At 43.8% G+C, this 20,424-nt stretch carries 18 protein-coding genes; 6 read left to right on the plus strand and 12 right to left on the minus strand.

What is annotated here, in order from left to right; all coding sequences use genetic code 11:
• The first annotated feature begins 171 nt into the window (after positions 1-171).
• Positions 172-1,731, plus strand: a complete 1,560-nt coding sequence (gene putP, locus ACIZ62_RS09975) for a sodium/proline symporter PutP (protein WP_111886807.1) — start codon at positions 172-174, stop codon at positions 1,729-1,731.
• 121 nt (positions 1,732-1,852) lie between these two features.
• On the opposite strand, the gene ACIZ62_RS09980 is transcribed toward putP, so the two are convergent.
• Positions 1,853-2,284: a molybdenum cofactor biosynthesis protein MoaE gene (locus ACIZ62_RS09980; protein WP_111886806.1), complete on the minus strand. Its 432-nt coding sequence runs from the start codon at positions 2,282-2,284 to the stop codon at positions 1,853-1,855.
• 323 nt (positions 2,285-2,607) lie between these two features.
• Here ACIZ62_RS09980 and rsmH point away from each other — a divergent pair, with 323 nt between their 5' ends.
• On the plus strand, positions 2,608-3,657 hold the full coding sequence (gene rsmH, locus ACIZ62_RS09985; RefSeq protein ID WP_414150059.1) for a 16S rRNA (cytosine(1402)-N(4))-methyltransferase RsmH: 1,050 nt from the start codon (positions 2,608-2,610) through the stop codon (positions 3,655-3,657).
• A 117-nt stretch (positions 3,658-3,774) separates the two neighbouring features.
• On the opposite strand, the gene ACIZ62_RS09990 is transcribed toward rsmH, so the two are convergent.
• From ACIZ62_RS09990 to ACIZ62_RS10020, 7 genes are all read right to left on the minus strand, one after another.
• A complete protein-coding gene (locus tag ACIZ62_RS09990) occupies positions 3,775-5,433 on the minus strand; it encodes a C39 family peptidase (RefSeq protein ID WP_414150060.1) in 1,659 nt (552 codons plus the stop codon).
• Between the two features lie 101 nt (positions 5,434-5,534).
• Positions 5,535-7,163 (minus strand): diguanylate cyclase domain-containing protein, encoded by a 1,629-nt coding sequence (locus ACIZ62_RS09995; RefSeq protein WP_414150061.1) that lies wholly within the window; start codon positions 7,161-7,163, stop codon positions 5,535-5,537.
• A 139-nt stretch (positions 7,164-7,302) separates the two neighbouring features.
• Positions 7,303-8,196: a patatin-like phospholipase family protein gene (locus ACIZ62_RS10000; protein ID WP_414150062.1), complete on the minus strand. Its 894-nt coding sequence runs from the start codon at positions 8,194-8,196 to the stop codon at positions 7,303-7,305.
• 188 nt (positions 8,197-8,384) lie between these two features.
• The gene (locus tag ACIZ62_RS10005; RefSeq protein WP_111886801.1) at positions 8,385-8,726 is read right to left on the minus strand and encodes a thioredoxin family protein; all 342 of its coding nucleotides are present in this window, start codon (positions 8,724-8,726) and stop codon (positions 8,385-8,387) included.
• A gap of 109 nt (positions 8,727-8,835) precedes the next feature.
• The gene (locus ACIZ62_RS10010) at positions 8,836-9,585 is read right to left on the minus strand and encodes a SagB/ThcOx family dehydrogenase (RefSeq protein ID WP_414150063.1); all 750 of its coding nucleotides are present in this window, start codon (positions 9,583-9,585) and stop codon (positions 8,836-8,838) included.
• A 225-nt stretch (positions 9,586-9,810) separates the two neighbouring features.
• On the minus strand, positions 9,811-10,101 hold the full coding sequence (locus ACIZ62_RS10015) for a ubiquitin-like small modifier protein 1 (RefSeq protein ID WP_414150064.1): 291 nt from the start codon (positions 10,099-10,101) through the stop codon (positions 9,811-9,813).
• A gap of 19 nt (positions 10,102-10,120) precedes the next feature.
• Entirely contained in the window at positions 10,121-12,004 is a 1,884-nt protein-coding gene (locus ACIZ62_RS10020) for an aldehyde ferredoxin oxidoreductase family protein (protein WP_414150065.1), read from the minus strand.
• A 273-nt stretch (positions 12,005-12,277) separates the two neighbouring features.
• On the opposite strand from ACIZ62_RS10020, the gene ACIZ62_RS10025 reads away from it, so the two are divergent.
• From ACIZ62_RS10025 to ACIZ62_RS10035, 3 genes are all read left to right on the plus strand, one after another.
• Positions 12,278-13,171 carry a PLP-dependent cysteine synthase family protein gene (locus tag ACIZ62_RS10025; protein WP_111889657.1) on the plus strand — a complete coding sequence of 298 codons (894 nt, stop codon included), beginning with the start codon at positions 12,278-12,280 and terminating at the stop codon, positions 13,169-13,171.
• A 191-nt stretch (positions 13,172-13,362) separates the two neighbouring features.
• Positions 13,363-13,809, plus strand: coding sequence for a LytTR family DNA-binding domain-containing protein (locus tag ACIZ62_RS10030; protein ID WP_414150066.1), 447 nt, complete (start codon positions 13,363-13,365; stop codon positions 13,807-13,809).
• Positions 13,806-14,225, plus strand: coding sequence for a hypothetical protein (locus ACIZ62_RS10035; RefSeq protein ID WP_414150067.1), 420 nt, complete (start codon positions 13,806-13,808; stop codon positions 14,223-14,225). Before ACIZ62_RS10030 ends, ACIZ62_RS10035 begins: the two co-directional genes overlap by 4 nt.
• Positions 14,226-14,382: 157 nt before the next feature.
• On the opposite strand, the gene ACIZ62_RS10040 is transcribed toward ACIZ62_RS10035, so the two are convergent.
• Positions 14,383-15,399 carry a DUF2804 domain-containing protein gene (locus ACIZ62_RS10040; protein WP_414150068.1) on the minus strand — a complete coding sequence of 339 codons (1,017 nt, stop codon included), beginning with the start codon at positions 15,397-15,399 and terminating at the stop codon, positions 14,383-14,385.
• 177 nt (positions 15,400-15,576) lie between these two features.
• Positions 15,577-17,592 carry a M13-type metalloendopeptidase gene (locus ACIZ62_RS10045; RefSeq protein ID WP_414150069.1) on the minus strand — a complete coding sequence of 672 codons (2,016 nt, stop codon included), beginning with the start codon at positions 17,590-17,592 and terminating at the stop codon, positions 15,577-15,579.
• Positions 17,593-17,839: 247 nt separating this feature from the next.
• Here ACIZ62_RS10045 and ACIZ62_RS10050 point away from each other — a divergent pair, with 247 nt between their 5' ends.
• A complete protein-coding gene (locus ACIZ62_RS10050) occupies positions 17,840-18,073 on the plus strand; it encodes a ferredoxin family protein (protein WP_414150070.1) in 234 nt (77 codons plus the stop codon).
• Positions 18,074-18,308: 235 nt separating this feature from the next.
• On the opposite strand, the gene ACIZ62_RS10055 is transcribed toward ACIZ62_RS10050, so the two are convergent.
• Together ACIZ62_RS10055 and ACIZ62_RS10060 are read right to left on the minus strand one after the other, a co-directional pair.
• Positions 18,309-18,755, minus strand: a complete 447-nt coding sequence (locus tag ACIZ62_RS10055; protein WP_414150071.1) for an aminoacyl-tRNA deacylase — start codon at positions 18,753-18,755, stop codon at positions 18,309-18,311.
• Positions 18,752-20,413, minus strand: coding sequence for a S8 family serine peptidase (locus tag ACIZ62_RS10060; RefSeq protein ID WP_414150072.1), 1,662 nt, complete (start codon positions 20,411-20,413; stop codon positions 18,752-18,754). Before ACIZ62_RS10060 ends, ACIZ62_RS10055 begins: the two co-directional genes overlap by 4 nt.
• Between the last annotated feature and the right edge of the window lie 11 nt (positions 20,414-20,424).

Consider the following 20,424-nt stretch of genomic DNA (forward strand, 5'->3'; position numbering starts at 1 on the left):
AATGACGGTAACGATGCTTGCTTCAAACACTTTGAGCCGCTTGCTTTATCGTTGAGATAAACTTACCTAAATGGCTTGGGAGGCTCTGTAGCGGGTATTTTTTCTTCCATTTCTTTGTATCCTTATTCATTCTATGCTATAATACATTGAATTTAATTTAGGAGGAAAAGAATGAGTACTGATAACATTCAAATACTGATCGCCATGATCATTTACATCGTGGCGATACTTGGTATAGGCATCTATTTTTTAAAAATCGCCAACGCCAGCAGTGACAATTATTTTATCGGCGGCCGTTCCCTGGGTCCCTGGGTGGCGGCAATGAGTGCAGAAGCATCCGACATGAGCGGTTGGCTTTTGATGGGATTACCCGGTGTAGCGTACTGGTGTGGCATAAGCGATGCTTTCTGGACCGCTTTAGGTCTCGCTTTAGGAACTTATCTGAACTGGAAGATTACCGCTAAACGACTACGGAACTATTCCGCGATCGCAGGTGATGCCATTACCATTCCAGAGTATTTCAGTAATCGCTTTAAAGAAAGTAAAAAAGTCATCATGCTGATTGCTTCCGTGTTTATACTGGTTTTCTTTACCGTTTATGCAGCCAGTTGCTTTGTGACCGTAGGCAAGTTGTTTACTTCACTGTTTGGCATTCAATACCAGGTTGTGATGATTGCAGGTGCATGTTTTGTTATTCTATATACCTTATTGGGTGGCTTCCTGGCTGAAAGTGTTTCTGACTTTATGCAGGGTGTTATCATGATTATTGCACTCTCTCTCGTTTTGATACTTGGCGTTATGGCGGCCGGGGGATTTGGTGACGTGATGGAAAATATCCAGCGCATTCCCGGTTTCTTTGATTTCTTCGGTATTGCCAATCCAACGGTGGTTGACGGTACACAACAGGTATTGGCTGGTAACCCGGTCTTTGGTGCAGCCTTGCCTTACACCTTTTTGACAATCATCTCCACCATGTCGTGGGGTCTTGGCTATTTCGGTGTTCCCCAGGTATTGCTGCGGTTTATCGCCATTCGGGATGCTGCCGAAATTCCCAAGGCCCGACGCATTGCCACCACCTGGTGTGCTATTTCGCTGTTTGCTGCCGTCTTCATTGGTCTGATCGGTCGGGTTTTATTCCCAACGGAACTGCTGACCCCAAGCGGCGCAGAAAGCATTTTTATTGTGATGTCAACTAATCTATTGCCACCTTTGATCGCTGGATTTGTAATGGCCGGGATACTCGCTGCGACTATGAGTTCTTCGGATTCCTATCTGCTCATTGCCGCATCGGCTTTTTCAAAGAATATTTATGAGGGCATTCTCAAAAAAGACGCTACCGATAAAGAAATCATGCGGGTTTCGCATATCACCCTGATTGCGATTTCAATCATTGGGGTTCTTCTTGCCCTTGATGAAACCAGTGTTATCTTTAATATCGTATCTTTTGCCTGGGCTGGTTTTGGTGCCACCTTCGGGCCATTGATGATCTTCTCACTATTTTGGAAACGAATTAATCGAGAAGGTGCCATTGCCGGAATGCTCGCCGGCGGCGGCATGGTCTTTATCTGGCGACTTTTCATCAAGCCATTAGGCGGCGTTTTCGGGATTTACGAACTCTTGCCAGCCTTCCTGGTATCCTGTGCCTTTATCGTGGCCGTTTCCCTGATGACCAAAGAACCCTCTCAGGAAATTCAAGATGAATTTGAACAAGTCAAAGCCGCTTCAATTTAGTATTACAAAATTAATAGGCAAAAATAAAAGCCAGCTAAAAAGCTGGCTTTTATTAGCTGTTTTGTCACAAAATAATATTATGCGACAAAACATGTGAGCTTTAATAGCTTGCTTGAAGATCTCAAGCCTGTTGCTTAGCGTCGACTGATTTCTGCTCAATCTCGGTGACACAGGTGGTTTTTATGGTTTCCACCAGATACTGCAGGGCATCAATTACGTGAGGGCGGATGTCACCGCCAATGAGGACAAACATAATATCATCACCCAGCTCCAGCTGACCTTCGTTTAGCCAGACCCGGGCATGAAAGATGCCGTCCATTTTTTTTGTTTTAGCAATAGCCGCTTCCACCTTTTTAGCATCATAAAAAAATTCCATGCCGGTGACCAGCGAGCCGTCATCGAGCCCTTGTCGTACCTTGGCTTTGGGTGTTTGACGGACGGTGCCGTTATGAACCAGATACATGCCCTCCTGTAAGGCCTCCGGATCATTTTTAGCTTCTTTTAACCATGCATCAATCGATGGTGCTGTCTTTTTTGTATTTTTATTGCTCATTTACATCTACTCCTTATTTTTCTTTGTGGATCTTTAACAGTCTGAGCTGTTATCATCATGGCATCATTATTTTTGCCGCTAACCGTCAGAACCGATCCATGAAATCATGGAATCCCGCTAATCTACTTTACCACATCAAACCAGAATTTCAAAGAACTTGTTCGTCGGCGCGTACCTGATTTGCTTTTACAAATCGTATTTGGTATCATAAGACTCACAAAACTATAAAAAGGCGGATAAAAGCATGAGTACTTCATTTTATATCCAATCAGCTTTACCATCAATTTCAACGATCACCGAATCTGAATTACGGAGGTTATTCAATGGATAATCAGGAACCGAAGCATCAACGACGTCCACACTACAAAGGTACCCACCCCAAGGCATATAAAGATAAGTATAAGGAACTACAGCCCGAAAAATATGCGGTTACGGTGGAAAAGGTAATGCAAAAAGGCAGCACCCCAGCCGGAATGCACCGCTCCATTTGCGTCTATGAAATCCTCGACTTTCTGGCGATTAAACCCGGACAAATCGGATTGGATGCCACCCTGGGGTTTGGTGGCCACACCCAAGCCATGCTGCAATGTCTTGAAGGTCAGGGTCACCTGTACGCCACTGATGTGGATGCCATCGAACTGCCCCGGACGCAAAAGCGTCTCGAAGATAATGGTTATGGGCCGGAAATTCTGACTATCCGGCATCTCAACTTTTCGCAAATCGATGAGATTGCCCGGGAATCTGGACCCCTGGATTTTGTTCTGGCAGATTTGGGGGTATCTTCAATGCAGATTGATAATCCCGAACGGGGCTTTTCTTTTAAGTTTGAAGGACCATTGGATTTACGACTTAATCCCGAAAAAGGTATCTCTGCGGCGAAGCGGCTAAAAACCATTTCCCTGGATGAGTTGGAAGGTATGTTCGTTGAAAACGCTGACGAACCCAATGCAGCCGCTATCGCCACTGCCATCATCGCCAAAAGGAATAAGGGCATTGACCTGGCTACCACGACCCAGCTCCAGGAAACGATCAAAGAAGCCCTTAAAAATATTCCCGGCAGCAACAGTAAGGAAGCCATGAAAAAAACCTGTCAACGGTGCTTTCAGGCCTTGCGGATTGATGTCAATGACGAGTATGAAGTGTTATATGAATTTCTGGAAAAACTGCCTGCTGTGCTTGCCCCCGGCGGCCGGGTTGCCATCCTGTCTTTTCATTCCGGCGAAGACCGACTGGTTAAAAAATCGTTTCAGCGTTTTTTTCGAGAAGGCATCTATCGTGAGGTGGCTCCCAGTCCGCTTAGGCCTTCCGCCGAAGAATGCCATGCCAATGGCCGGGCCCGATCAGCAAAATTGCGCTGGGCCATCAAAGCCTGATTTTGTGCCCTGCTATGTCGAATCCTAGTAATTTTCTGCATAATCATATGAAAGCAAAAAAGAACCTTGAATTTCAGGTTCTTTTTTGTTTAAATGGAATTTATATATATTTTGATGCTAATGGATAATATAGGTGATATTGCCGGACTCTGCCCAGGCAGCCGCAAACTGATCTAATCGATATCGGACCCTAACTCCGGCATCGCTCGAAGCGGCCGGATCATTGATGATGATATACTCGGTACCGTTTTCCTGGGTAAAACCGCAAACCACAATCAGGTGACCATAGGTTGACCGGATTGGTGCCCCATCGATTACCGGTAAATTTGCGTTAACACTGGCGCTGTTTTTATAGGCCACTGCTACCGCCGCGGGATGACCGCCAGCAATTTCTCGTTTTAAGCCCTCGATGGTTGAATAGTCCACATAGGCGTGATAACCAAAGCTTGAAGCGTAGGCGGTATTAAAGGGCCAGTTGCCGAAATCTTGATAACCATAATCATAGGATCCCCAGGCCGCGCCTTCCGGTTGAACCGGGGTTCCATAATAATTTAAGATCATCGCCACGCTGGTGGGACTGCAAATGGAATCGGCAATTGAAGGCTCCCGAACCATCTGCGATAACTGGGGGACATTGAGAATCGGTAGGTTTGATAAATCCGGATTATCGGTAAAGACCTTGGTGATTCCCTGGCCGGGATTGGCATTTCTTAAAGCCACTGAGATTAATCGCACCGTGGGTGTCACTCCAGCATTACCGGAATGCAGGATGACCCGATACTGAATTTTATTGGCTGTTTTTCCGTCCTTGACCACCAGGGTATCGACATCCATTTTAGCGACCGGACCATCGGTTACTCCGACCCCGGAGGAGCGGTTAATGGTGGTTCCCCACCGTCCCCAGGAGAGCCAGTCGGACCAGTTTTCGGTGGACAGGCCATTAGCGTCCACGGCATTTTCACAGACCCGGGCTTCCACCTGGACCAGGGTTCCGTCGGGCGTGTCCGTATCCCAGGAAAGCACCGCTTTGGTAAACGAGTTGGCATTAAAGATGTTGGAAGTATATACTCCCGATTGGTTTCCGGACTTAAGCACAATTGCCCCATCTCCGGAATTTGCTACAATCTCAACGCGATCCAGCCCCATCGCATTCTCATTAAAATCACTGCCCGTTGTCTGAATCATCAAATTCCCCAGCACGGATTTTCGTTCGATAAAGGGAGCATCCTGGTCCACGGTTCCCGTCGGCGGGTTTCCGCCTTTGGGCACAATGACAATATGGATGCCTTCCAGCCGATACGAGTAACCCGCGGTTCCTGAGCTTTCTCCGTTTTTAGCCCAGCCCAACCAGCCCATATTCTGGGCATGAACCTGATAATAGACATCAAAACCTGCAGCATCAGCCCCGGTTAAATTAATTTGAATGGCTTCCAGCCGATAGCTCAGCCCTTCAGTACCGCTCATGGCACCATTGCTTTGCCAACCCCGGTCGGTATCCGCTTCCCAACCGATGTTCTGGATATGAGTTTGATAGGTAATGCCCAGATCATAATCCGGAGCATCCAGCTTCACCTCAATACCCTCCAGTCGCAAACTCCTGCCAGAGGTGCCACTCATGATTCCGTCGGTTACAAATTCCTGCCAGCCATCATTCTGTACATGGGTCCGATAGCTCACACTTGGGTTTTCGACCGCCATGATCGCGGCCGGGAGCATTCCGGCAAACAGACACAGTCCCAGCAATACGATCAAACTGCTTTGGAAACACTTCTTCACGGATTTATCCTCTTTCCTGTTTTTATGTTGCAACACTTTTTGATTTATTTTACTTATTGGCTATCATATTACAATAGACGAGGTCAGTCAATCATACTTATTTAGTTCTTAATTACTGGCTCAATTTCGGCGCCGGGTTTAAAGTCCCGGATAATCTTCAAACCCTTTTTGATGCTTTTTTTCTCACGATACATTTTTGCATCGGCTTGGTTGATAATGGTGTCAATGTATTCATTGGTGCCACCACTGAAGGTTTCAATCCCATGGCTGGCACTGATTTGATAGCGACGGTTTTGCGTCTCATTGATGTGCTCAAATTCTTCCACAATGCGTTGCCAGATCGCTTCAGCCCCGGATTCATCCAAGCCTTCAAAGATGATCAGAAACTCATCGCCACCCAATCTGGCCACGAAATCATTTTCCCGAATCATATTCCTGATACCATTAGTGATGGTTAAGATCAGTTCATCACCAACATCATGTCCCAGATAATCATTGACATCCTTGAGACCATTGATGTCGATAAAGCAGACTGAAATTTCGCTTTTGTTTTTCTCAGTATTTTTATATAGCTGCGCTAATTTTTCGAAGCCGGTTCGGCGGTTATAGATCCCGGTCATGGTGTCATATTCAGAATAGTACTTAATTTCATCATTTTTCGCCTTACTGATGGTCAACAGCACCCCTAAAAACAAGGCCAGTGTGAAAATCATAAAATAAGCAAAGAGATTATTTTTTAAGACCAGTAGGACGGTATCAAACAGACTACCTGTTAACAGCTTGCCGTCCTCTGTATCCGGCGAAATATACGAAATAATGGTCCAATCCCCCAATCCCAAAACCAGAGAATGGTCGCTTTCTAATGCAAGTTCATCATCCGTCAGAATTTTCGTATAATTGAAGACGCCTGCATCGGAAATCTGAGAACCGTTTTCTTTTGTCTGAATAGTCTGCCAGATATCGGGAAAATCGTTCTTAAAGCTTTCATCTTGTCGATTATCATACATAAATGACCAGGCTTTGCTATCATCACCACTATTATAAAGCCAATACCCATCAGCATTGAGCATAAAAATATTGCCCTGACTGGTGGAAGAAATTTTTCCCACTTGACTTAGCATATCAACGGCAGAATAATTCAGCACAACGATTCCTTCAAGTTGGCCGTTCGTGTCATAATATGGTGTTGCCAAGCGAATCATCGGTTTAATAGGCTGCACAATCTGATTATTTTCCATGTTTAAGTCGAGTTTTGAGACATAGATCTGATTATCATCCAGATCAATCGTTTCGGTAAAATAATAGCGGTCTGCCTTGTTCTGGAGATCATCACTGTCAACGAGAGTGGCACCGGTATCGGCATAATTTACCCGAATCACTTCATTGCCATCCACGTCAATAAAGCGAATCTGATCATAGATCATTTTGCGGTTTGAAAAAGCCAACCAGTGATCTTCAACATCGGTATAATCACCGCGGGCGTTATCGCCCAGTTTCAAGGCATCGGTGACGTACAACAGATCAGTTACCAGCCGATTGACCTTATTAGCGACAATGGTTTTCTCCACATCGACCAGCTGTTCTTCCTGTGTCATAATTTCATTTTTTTGAACGGTGTCGATATTAATCTGGATTACCAGAGTGATCAAAAAATACACCAAACTGAGGACAAAAAATACTCCGGTGATATATATAATTGTTTTTTTTGTATCTTTTGTAATATTGTTCAAGGTAAGAACTCCTTATTTATAATTGAAAGATAAACTTGATTTCATTGTATCTTAATCAAATCGTCAAGACAAGAGTCCTGGTGTTCTTTTAAAATGAAATAACTTAGCTTTCCTATTTTATAAAAGCGCGTTGAGATTTTTAGTCAATTTTTAGAAAGTGTTTCCATTCCGGAACATCCCGTTTTCCCTGTGCATAGCCGAGCTGATAGCTTTGGAAAAGTTTCTCAAAGTCAATCTCGCGGTTTGACACTGGCATGGTCTCCGGATAAACCAGAAAAGCCTGTCCTTTGCGCTCCAGGGCTTCCAATTCATCTAAGGTCTTGTTATAAATCACATGGCGGCGTAGCATCGCCCGAGCCACCTTGGGATAGTTATGATAATAAGCTTTGATGGATCGCTTAAACCTAATCGAGGATTTTCGATAACCTTTTTCCCGCGTTAACACAACAAAGAATTTCTGATATCCGTCTTGTTTTGCAATATCCAGGGCAATGCCTCCACCCAATCCGCCGTCAACAAAGGACTGACCGTCATAATGGGTTGGTGGCATAAAAATTGGCAGTGAGGAGGATGCCCGAACAATTTTCATTAGATCTTTGATATCTTTAATATCATCCTTGGTATAATAAATAACTTTTCCTAAACTGCGTTCAAACATTCCTATTCGCAATTGGGCGGGATTCTCCATAAAGGTTTCAAAATCCAGCGGCAGAACCCCGCCAGGTAGAGATGTTTCTTCGTAAAGATATTGGGATCTGAAAAATCCATCACCTTTTAAAAAGGACTTCCAGCCACCAAAATTAGGATCTTGGGCGATTTCCACAAAAGAGCGTCGAGCTCTTTCAGGATCCCGGGATAAATAATTAACACTATGGCTTGAGCCAGCCGATATTCCAGCAACATAGTCGAAATAAAGATGGTTTTCCAATAGATTATTCAAAAATCCAGCGGTATAGCTGGCACGCATTCCCCCACCTTCGAAGATCAGGGCGGTATCTTTAATATTACATTTTATTTTATTGCTGATTTCCATTTTGTCTCCAGTTTCTGCGTTGATTCACTTTACTAGTTAAGTTTAACTTAAATACCCGGTTTTTTCAATCCTAGTTGCAAAATTTGGTTGTGTTAATAACCCTAGTTAAAGTGTTTACTTCGGTAAAAGAGATGCCTTCTTTTTAATAACAAAACCATCGTTTATCAAACAGTCACCGATCTTTTATCCTACGATTGCGTCGCCTCCAAATAAAAAAGCTGATAGTATCTGGAGATTTTTTCTTCGAGACTGTTCAGACTAATAATACCAGCTTCTCTTACTGTTTCTTTACCTTGAATGAACAACATCACAACCGGAGCTGAAAAGATGTGAAAACTAGCCGATAATTCCGACAAGTTTTGCACATCAACCTTAACCGCCCGAATGTTTGGATAGCGATCAATCATCGCATTAATTTTTGGCTGCAGGTCACGACACACGCCACAAGTGTTACTGCCAAAATATGCCAGCAACATGTCGTTTGTCTTAATCAGTTGATTCATTTCTATTACTGTATTTACCTGTTCCATTTATTCCCCCACAATCTCAATCTCAAAAATATTACTCATTAATTATAACATATCGTCGATGCTAGAAGGAGACCAAAACTGCATAAGAAGCGGATCTTGTATACCATCATCAAACTTTCCCAACTGGTGCCATATAAACGACGAACTCATCTTCGCCATCTATACTAAGGAGGCGATCGGCAGCTTGCTGATTGTAAGCTGCGATGGCACAGGTTCCGGCACCAATGGCTTCGCAAGCGAGATAGAGGTTTTGACAGATATGTCCGGCATCCAAAGCTATTACCTTGTATGAGGCCTCAGCATAGCGCCATTCCATCCGATAGGAAATGGTTGTCCAGATAAAGGTAACGGCACTTGATCCGGCAAATTTTTGATTTAATGCCGCCTCTGTCATCCTTTCTTTGAGATGATCCGGTGATGATTCTAGAACTAATTGGTGCTGGGACGGCAAGTACCGATAGATTCCCGTTTCCAGGCCGTCCACATTAAATACCGCCAGATAGGTTTCCAGGGCATGACGATTTCCCGCTGAGGGAACGGTTCTCAGAGCATTTTTCTGTTGCCACTTGCGAACTCCCTGGGTGGCCCAGAGAAGAAATGACAATTCGTCAATGGACAAGGCTTCATTGCTAAATCTACGCCGTGATTCTCGGCGTAAAATGGCTGTCTTTAAAGACACTTCACCGATCTTAACCGCTTCAGGCTTAATTAAAGGTATTTTCTTTGCATCCAATGGACATGGTTTTTCAATCGGCGGGGCTGGGACGCCCATGTTCTGATCGGTCCTTTTAAAATCAGTTTCCTGTCGAATATCGTCTTTCAAGAAGTACTTTAAGGTTTTAATATTTTCATTTTTCATCGTTTTCTGCCTTTCATTGTCTCATGGATAACCATTTTTCTGATTTCACTTTCTATTATTTTACCCGATAAGAATAATTTAAGCAGCAATAAGATAAAAATCTTATCGTGATTGTTATGATTTCTCAGTTAAAAAACGCGCTTCTGAGAAAGTGTTATTGCTTTGCTGAGGTTCTAATCATGTACTAACTAAAAAAAGAGATCAGCAAGCTGACCTCTTTTTCGCTTATCCGCCGCCCACCGGCGGAAAAATTAATACCGTATCATCATTTTTCAAGCTGCTATCAAGCCCAGCTAAGGCATGGATCACACAGCCATTTACAAAAACAGCAATCCCCGGATTAAGCGCTCCGGTGTCATCAAAAAGTCGTTTATTTAATGCTGGGCCATAGCTGTTACAAAGTTGATTCAGGGCATCCCGAACCGTATCACCCTCTGAAAGCACGATGGTCTGGTCTTTTTTTTCACCCATCAGAGCTTTTAAACCCATGATGGTGGTAATGTGTATCGCAATCATTTTTTCCAATCATTCTTTTTTATAACATATTTCGTTTTTCTAGCAGGGTTACAGCTTCAGGCAGATCAAGTTCGACTAATTTTTCTCGAGTCGGCACCCCGTCTTGGCTCCAATTTCTGGCATCATAATATTCGTTGAGCATGATTTCCAGATCAGCTTCGGGTATCAATTGTCCTTTGGAGCCGCCTTCTTTGATGGCTTCTTCCATGATTCGTTTGGGAAAGTTATCATCCGCCCGGGTAAAACCGGCTGAAATGTTATAGACTCGAGCCAGGTTATTGACCCGCTCCCCAACCTTGCCGACATCTTCTTTAGTCAGGACGAGACCGCTGGCACTGCTGACAAGATCAGCAGTGTTTTGCTCAGCAATGGCCGGCAGTGCCATATCCATCAAGAAGCCACACATGGTGGGGCAATCAGTGGTGGCACAGCGGATATCCTGATTCCATTTGGTCAGCCAACCCTTGCCAACCACGGCAAATCGATCATAGGCCTGAGGTACCGGAATCCCAAATATCTCCTGAAAGGCATAACCCCGATTATGGTCGGCTCCCGTATAACTGGTGGCAAAATTCAGACCATGAGCCTTAGCACCCCGGGGATCATAGGCTGGCAACTCCAATCCTTTGATATGCATGGCAAAATCACTGGCGTCGCCGCCAATTTTTTGTGCCATAACCCGTGAGCCATCGCAAAGCAGCTCTCCAAGTCCTTCTCGTCGGAAGGCAATTTCTTCAATCAACTGAGTCACTACCTCATGATTTCCAAAGCGTAAATCAAACCCTTGCGTGTCTTTCTCACTGAGTAATCCGCGCTCAAAAAGCTCCATGGCTAAGGCAATGGTGACCCCCACTGACATGGTATCTAAGCCATACTTGTCGCATATCATATCATTGTAAATAATGCTATCGACGTTTTCTACCCCGACCACACCGCCAAGGCTGTAATAGGTTTCGTATTCAGGATCCGACATGCCACCTTCATAACGTTTACCCTTGGCCAGTTTCAGCTGGGTACAACCTACTGGACAACCATAACAATGTTCGTTGCCCTTGTTACGGCTTGTGCTGGCTTCGACTCCAATGGAAGTCGAATAATCTTTTTCGCCGGTGGTCCGAAAGTTTTCAGATGGAAACATCCCCATGGCAGAGGTCGCATCCACTACCATTGGGGTCCCCAGCTTCGAAAACTCGGGATACAAAACCGGACTTTCTTTCATGGCCCCCAACATGAACTTACGGGCCGCCGCGAAGGCTTCAGGGTCGGCAATGGGCACCTCCTGAGTTCCCCTTATGGCGATGGCCTTTAGATTCTTTGAGCCCATCACCGCGCCCACGCCTTTACGACCAAAGGCCCGGCGCTCATTAATAATCGCCGCCATCTTCGACAGATTTTCACCGGCTTGGCCAATACAGGCAATCCGAGTGTTCTGATCATTCACATCCTGCTTGATGATCGTCTGAGTGATCTGCGTATCCATCCCCCAAATTTTTTCGGCATTTTTTATCGACACCTTATCGTCCTTAATATGAAGATAAACCGGGGTTTCTGATTTTCCCTCAATGATTAGCACGTCGTAGCCGGCAAATTTCAGTTCAACTGGAAAATAACCCCCAGACAAAGACATTCCCACTGCCCCAGTCAAAGGGGATTTGGTCGTTACCGCGATTCGGCTGGCACAGGGTGCCGAGGTCCCGCTCAAAGGACCTGGCGCAAAAATCAGCTTGTTATCGGGCCCCAGGGGATCCACCTCACCCGGAACCTCATCAAAAAGGTATTTCACCCCAAAGCCGGCGCCGCCAATATAATCTCTGGCAATCTTTTCCGGCAAATCTTCAACCGATACTGTTTTTGTTGTGAGGTTTACTCGCAACACTTTTCCCATATAACCGCCCTGAAACATCTCATTACCTCCTCGTAATCTAAAAATGAGCAACCAAGTCATTTTTGTATTCGCTTCTGATCAGGTTTTGTTAACGTTATCATAACATATTAGTAAAAATTAATCAATCAGCTAATTTAAGTGCAACTAAATTTTAAGCACGCTCAGATCTACCTGTCCAATTCGTTTTACTCAAACGGTTCTGAAAATGATTGTATTTCACTTTATTTTTGTACTATAATAAGTTATGCACTGATTCTATCAATAGAAAGGACTACTCAATTGCAGAAACTTATTTATAATAATATTTTAGAAACCATCGGTAATACCCCGATGGTTCGGATTAATCATTTAAATCCTAACCCTAATGTGGAAATCCTGGCGAAATTCGAAGGTTTTAATCCAACTGGCAGTATTAAGGATCGGATTGCCCTTAAAATGGTTGAGCAGGCTGAAGCCGAAGGTGTCTTAACCAAAGACATGATCATTATCGAACCGACCAGTGGAAATACCGGGATTGGTTTGGCGATGATCGCTGCCGTCAAGGGCTATCAGCTGGAAATCGTCATGAGCGAAGCGGTCTCGATTGAACGCCGTAAAATGATTCAAGCCTTTGGTGCGACCGTCACGCTGACCTCACCGACCGAAGGAACCGATGGTGCAATTCGTAAGGTGCGGGAATTAGTTGCCGCCTATCCGGAGCGTTATTTTAATCCGGATCAATTCAGCAATCACTATAACAAGCTCGCCCACTATTCCACCACAGCCGAGGAAATCTGGGAACAGACGCAAGGCAAGGTTACCCACTTTGTTTCCTCTTTAGGGACCTCCGGCACCATTATGGGCGTTGGCATGGGACTTCGTCGGCACAATCCGGATGTGAAAATTGTAGAAGCCCAGCCGGTGCTTGGTCATTACATCCAGGGTCTTAAAAACATGGAAGAAGCTATTGTTCCGGCCATCTATCAACCCGATGAGATTGATTTACATATCATGGTTGAATCGGAGATCGCCTTTGATTTTGCCCGTCAAATTGTCAAAAAAGAAGGCATCTTTGTCGGCATGAGCAGTGGTGCGGCGATGTATGCCGCTACCGAAGTGGCTAAAAAAATTGATTCCGGTCTGATTGTGGTGATCTTCCCGGACCGTGGCGAAAAGTATCTCAGCACCGATTTGTTTAAGCTGTAACCTTTTAGGTGACAGGTGATATGAGGCATGCTCATATCGCCTGTTTTATTTTGCCCCAAAAACGGATTAAGCTAAGTGCGGGGGGGAATTTACACGCTCTGCAAGAAACTAAACCAATATTGCATCAAAACGAAAAAAACTGGTTTTTGATAAAAAAATGCTTTAGTATATAAATTGTAGGAGGGAAACGAATGAAACTGATATTTAAAACTGATACCAACATTGCTGCCGAAACGGCACTTATTTTTACGCATCCAAAGGAGCCAGGGATAAAACAACAAATTGAGACGGCTATCCAAAAAAACGAAAAATTCATCACCGCAGTTAATACACTAAATAACCGGAATATCCAAGTGCCGATTCAAGCCATTCTGATTGTCGAATCAGAGGAACGCATGTGTAATTTACGACTAACGACCGGTGAGATGTATTTATACGCTAAACGGCTAAAATATGCGGAGGCAGATTTTATTAACAATGGTTTTATCCGGATCAACAATCAGACAATCATCAATATTAAAGAAGTAAAGCAATTTGCACCCACAACAAATGCCAGAATTGAAGTAAGTTTAAGCGACGGTTCCACTTATTTTATAAGCCGGCATTACATTCAAAACTTTAGGAGGGCTCTATCATGATCAAAAATTTAAAACAATCGTTCTTTCAGGTATTTGCCGTTACCTCGGTCTGGATCACACTGCTTCTCACCATTTTCTTTAATGGCCAAACCATCGCATTGAGTTATCTTTGGAACTTAATCGGGATTTCCACAATTGTCGCACTTTTATTTGGTATAGTCTACAGTGGTTTGTGGAACTACCTGACCTTAAAACCAATCACCAATATTTTAATTACTTCTTTTTTGAATATTGCAGGGGGCTTGACCGCTGTTTGGCTTTTCTCTTTTGAAATGTTTTATTTTATTGCTCCGTGGATTCCCGGCATGCTGATCCTTTCTCTTGTGCTTCACACCATTGCTTTCTATGTGTACGCAAGGTTCGATGCTAAAAAGAAAGCTGCTGAACTAAATAATTTGGTAAAAAACAAGCAATAATAGCGAGACGTTTTGAATGTCAATTCCAATTGTGCAACATGGAATATGACAAACAAAACGTCTCTAAAAAATTACTTTCTAAATTAATAGTTAAACCCCTACGTTAAGTTAAGCCAAGCACTATCAGCAGCATTCTGTCACCTTCTTTTTTGCTTATCTACCATCTGTTTTTTGCATGTTCACAAAATGCCAACAGATTATTTATGATAACTTTTTTACCGTCTGGCAACATCACAAATCCGTCAAAAGATCCGAATAACTGATGACAGTACATTTGAATAAATGCAACTTTAGTATCCGTCACCTGATCGTAAATTGGTGTCATCACAAACTGAAATTTTCCCTCTTCATCACGAAATTTCCAGGGTTTCATATAATCCGTCGTGTCAATTTCAGTATGAAGTCTGCCTAATTTATAAGCTTTCCCGTTCCAGAAAAACATATTCTCCGAAGCGTTTTTTAAATCACCAAATCCCCAGCCAATATTAAATCCAAAGTGGTTGCCTTCAATAATGGCTGAACCGTTGCCCCAAAACCATTCTTGTGAAAAAGGCCACACCCCTCTGCCCCAATCAAGGACTGCGGTGCTATTCTCATCAAGTTCAATCCGTCGCTGGCCAAACGCGATGATCCCTTTTCCGCCAAAATAATTTTCTTTATAGTTTAAATAAAATTTTGTCTTTTTAGCAAAGGGTGTCGCAATCACCATTTTTTCATTAGTGATGTCGTTGTTTAGGACAATATCGATATTAATGGCCCCAATTTTATCGTCCTTGGCCGTCAGCTTTAGCTGCCGATGCGTCTTCTGCACTTCAAAGCTCATGGTGTAGTCTTTACCTTCAACCCGAATAAGACTCGGCTGCTCCGGGTCATTTGGCAGTACAATGCTTTTAAGCGGCAAGGGCTTCATTCTTGAAAATGAGTAACTCTCCTTTGTTGTCACATTAAAAAGTTCAGCCGAAAAATTAGCTATATATGAAATGTTGCCAATGGTCATTTTAAGAATGTAATCACCGCAATAGATTTGATAAAAGTCCCATTCCTTCAGTGCGAAGGGATGGGCTTTAATATTCTCTTTGTTATAGTTATATAGCATTTTCGTAGCATAGCCGGGCTTGATTACATGCCCTTTCCGATCCAACAGATCCGTTCTTTTTGTTATTTTATTTTCCATTTACAGCCTCCCTGTGGTTCATTTTAAACCAATATCTTAAGGGTAATTGCCTGACCTGCTGTCCACTGGTGTTGGTTTTGTCAGTTTTATATTACGATTCACTTATAGAAATATTATCAAAACCATACGAGAAATTGATTCTTTTTTTATGATTTGCCTCATTCGTGCAGAGCAAAATCACTTCGTTGCTTTTGTCTGCCAGATCGCCACCCGTTTATCTGGAGCGACATACATTTTATCACCTTCTTTAATCCCATAGATGTCATAAAATACATCGATTGAACTGAGCACCGCATTGACGCGTACTGGTGACGGTGCATGCACATCGCTCAGCAAATAATTCTTCTCGAGATCCTGAGTCGTGAGTATTGCCCAGATCGTTGCCCAGTTGGTATAAACATCTTCAAGCGATTCACCCTGTTTTTTGGCCACCGCTGTGACCGTGGACAAGGCCCCCAGATCAGCAATATTTTCTGACAGGGTCAGGGTGCCATCAACAGCATCTCCGGTAGAAATGGTATAGTTACCGTAGTAATCAATGATTTTTTGTGACAAGGTGTCATAGTTTTGATATTCTGCGTCCGTCCACCAGATATTGTAATTGCCCTTTTCATCATATAAAGATCCGCTTTTATCAAAAGCATGACTGATTTCATGGGCAATGACGGCACCGATCCCACCAAGATTTTTACCATTACTTTGATTTTTATCAAAAAATGGTGCCTGCAAGATGGCCGCTGGAAAGACGATTTCATTATTGGCCGGATTGTAATAAGCATTGACTTCCTGGGGTGTCATATACCATTGCTCCCGATTGACGCCCTTTTTATATTCATCATAGTCAAATTGCCTGTTCGCCTTCCGAAGTTCAATCACATTTGACAGATAACTACCACCTTCTGCTAGTGCAGTCACCTGGAGATAATCGCCGATGGTACTCCACTGATCCGGATAACCAATTTTTAAATCCATGGTATCCAGCTTCAGGATGGCTTTTTGTTTTGTCTCCGGGCTCATCCAATCCTGACTGTTGATGATTTCTTTGTACTCTTCGATGAGCGTTGCAACCATGGTTTTAACATCCTGCTTGGATTTTTCATCAAAGTACTTCTCTACATAGATCTTTCCGAATTCCCACTGAAGAAACGTTTCCACCTCATCAAAGGCCAACCGCTCGTCGGTTTTTTTCTCAGTAGAGCCATCCAGTTTCATTTCCATATTGAGCTTAAGATCCCGATAATCAACCGGTGCATAATCGGCCAGATCATTTAATACGACAAATTTTGTATACTCCTTCAGTACCGGCAGGTTTTCTTCGGTAAACATCGCATTGATCTGTTTTATTGCATCCACTTCAAAAACAACGTAGTGATCCTCACGAGAAAGCCCCTGAGCCTCGAGATACTTTTGCATATTGATATTACCGTAAAGGGCCAGTAGCTGCTCATAGCTATAGACATTATAGTAGCGATCCGGATTATAAAACTCCTCCGGTGCCAAGGCCTGTGCGGCCACCGTACTGGCAAAGACATACACTGCTTCGGCATTTGTCCCGGCTGCCTCTTTTTCTTCACCGCCAAGAACTAACATATCCTGGATGTACTCTTTGTAGGCGTCGCAATACTCCTGCATTGAATCGTTTTCCATGTATTCTTTGCCAATTAAATCATCCATCGACTCGAATCCAACCATCATTGTATCCGAATTCATGTCATCCTGATAATAACCAAAATTAATCAAGCTGGACTGGCCGATTGCTGATAATGCGATTAGTCCATCCAGATATTCTTCCATATTCCGGGCCGATTCAATCTGCTCAAGATAGGGCGTAACGACGGTCAGACCCCGAGCGTTGCGATCGTCCAGATCAATAGCACAGTCGTATAAATCACTTATTTTTTGTTCACTGCTGCCCTTGGGATAGGTTTCTTTGCTATTTGACAATTCGGTGACTATCTCCTGAAGCTGGACTGATGTTTTTTCGCCCAATTCATAGAAGAAGGACCACGATCCTTCGGTTGGCGGAATCGTCTTTTCCCCTAGCAGGTCATAATTAATGGCACCATAATAGTCCTCAGACACACTCGGCTTAACCGTTTTTCCGGCATTTGAATTCGCACAACCGGTTAAACTAACCACCAATAATAGTGCCATAAACAGGACTATTCTTTGAATTGCTTTGATTTTTTTCATTTCATCTCCTTTTTTTAAAAATTATTTTTTGTGAAAAGTCATGGCACTGTTTTTAAGACAAGAGATACCAGGGTCACAGCTTATCGATTGACTGAACTTTGAATTGAATCTACATTATTCTTCCTTATCAGATAATAAAAAAATCATTCGAATAATGAAAGATCCACTCCCTAAGAGGCTTCTGATTGATTTTTAGGTGTTTTTGTAGTTTAATATTAAGTGAATCTTGAATATGAGGAGAGTTTATATGGCAAAACAATGGTACCCGGTTATTGATTATGATTCTTGTATTAGTTGCGGTAGTTGCACCGAAAAATGTAGCCATGATGTATATGATACCCAGAAGGCTCCTTCAGCTCATGTCATTTATCCAGATGGCTGCGTTGATCAATGTCATGGATGCGGTAACCTATGTCCAAGTGGATCGATTACCTATAGCGGCGACGATACTGGTTGGCTTCCACCTAACCGGTTGAATTGATTTATTGTAACATTTAATCGCGTGGAGGGAAAGATTTTAACAGATATTTTGCTAAAAAACAACTCACAGGATTGACACCTGTGAGTTGTTAAACACTTTAAATGATCGTAAAACCATTCGCAAATAATTGCGATGGTAACCTTTTCCTGCAAGCCCCTATTTCGGTAAACTACCGCAAGCAAGTTGACTTGGTACTTATCCAATCTAGCTATTATAGATATTCAGGCATCGCTATCTAATCGTCAATCTCTACCACAATATCAATGATCTTGAAGAGATCATTTGGGTTCATTTTTAACGTGTAGTCGGCATCACCGCAGCCACCGTAAACATAGGAATAGCACAACAAATGACGATCAAGCAGACATGGCAGGTGATGGCCTACCATGGGTACATTTCCCGCATCAAAGCCAGTTGTTTCGCGAACCTCTTCCAGGTTTGCCATCCGTACATTCTTGCAGCCCAGCATTTTCTTGATCTGTTTGAAATCGATCCGGCCGCGGTCACCTGATAAAAGCAAAGCGAAATACCCTTTTTCACTTTTGATAATTATTGTCGGTGCTGTTTCCTCAATCCGATAAACACCCTTTGCATCAGCAACGGTTAAAATGGGCTTTTTATTTGCCAATATTTCAAAATCCACGTCGTTTTTAGACAACAATAACTTGAGTTCTTCGATCATTTTAATCCCACTTGAACCTTAATCCCTTCCAGGCGGTATCCAAAACCTTCGGTTCCGGCTGGCTCTCCATTCTTTGCCCAATCCATCCAACCGATATCCTGGACATGGACCTGATAGTAAACATCAAAAAGATCGGCATCCGCCCCGGTTAACTCTATCTTAATGGCTTCCAGGCGCAGCGATTCCCCCGTCGTACCGCTTAAAGCTCCATTTTCCACAAAATCCTGCCAGCCTAGATTCTGAACATGGGTTTGATAACGAACACCAATATCATAGTTGCTGGCACTGGCGTTCAGTTCAATGGCTTCTAAGCGCAGGGCTTCACCCTCGCTGCCGCTGATTTGACCATTGTTCACCAGCGCCTGCCAGCCGTCATTTTGAACATGGGTACGATAGGCGGTGCTCACCACGGGATCTTTCGATATGACCTGGGCCAGAGCTTGATCCAGTTGAATCAAACCATAACCATAGTGATCGTCACGACCGTTTACACCCAGGTCGATGGCCGTTTCTTTTAACACCGCCTCGACCTCAGCTGCCGAAAGCGTTGCATCCGCTGCCACCAGAACCGCACAGGCACCCGTTACAACAGGACATGAAAGGGATGTCCCGGACTCCGTGATATAATCATCCTGAGCCCACAGAGTCGTGGTCTCAACACCTGGTGCACACAGATCAACCCTTTCGTTATACTGGGAAAAATCGCCAATCACATTGTCACGATCCGTGGCACCGACCGAAATGACCCCGTCATAGGCAGAAGGTATCGTAATTTTCCCAGCTTTTTCTGGAACGGCGCCATCATTTCCGGAAGCCGCCACTAAAATCTTACCCGCACTGGCCGCATAAGCGATGGCCGTCTCCAGAACCGGCGACACCTCATATCCCGCAAAGCTCATATTGATCGCCCGCACCTCGGGGCGATTGGCCGCATGATAAAGGGCGGCACAAGCATAACCCAGATTGACCTCGTAATCATCGACCGTTTCACCCCCAACCCGGTATGGAGCGATTTTAATATTCGCGATGCCGGCCACTCCGGTGATGCCAATCTCATTATTGGCAATCGCCGCAATACAGCCACTGATCGCAGTGCCATGGCCAACCTCATCGATCGTCGCCGTTTGTCCTGTGACATAATCATAACCGTCGACAGACTTGCCGATGATATCCGGGTGTTTGGTATTAAGACCGGTATCAAGGACCGCGACGACGACTGACTCTTTATTGTTAACCTGATCCCAGGTCTTATCGGCGCCGACCGCTTCAAATTGCCAGGCTTCGGATAACATTGGATCATTTGGTACGCTCGTTAATTTGAGGTAAGCATTTTTTTGAGCAGCCAGCACATGGGGATTCTTTAAAAGCTCTAAAACCAGCGCATCAGCCTGACTTCCATCCTTGACCTTGATAATATCAACCCGATCATTTAGTTTTTCGCCGGCTTCAATCTGATTCGTCGTCAGCCCCAGATCCTTAATCGTGCCTTCATTCTGATAAATGATAACGATTTGGTCATCAATCTTAGCATCATAATCTAAATCATTGACTTGACTATAACTTTGGATGCCTTGACTGGCTGCGACCACTCCAATTGGTAAACCGGTTAGAATTATAGCCACGATGAGCCAAATAATAATCCGTTTTATTAATTTCAATTGATACCTTC

Origin of the sequence: Acetobacterium carbinolicum, assembly GCF_047456275.1 — a bacterium.
Classification (GTDB): Bacteria; Bacillota; Clostridia; order Eubacteriales; family Eubacteriaceae; genus Acetobacterium; species Acetobacterium carbinolicum.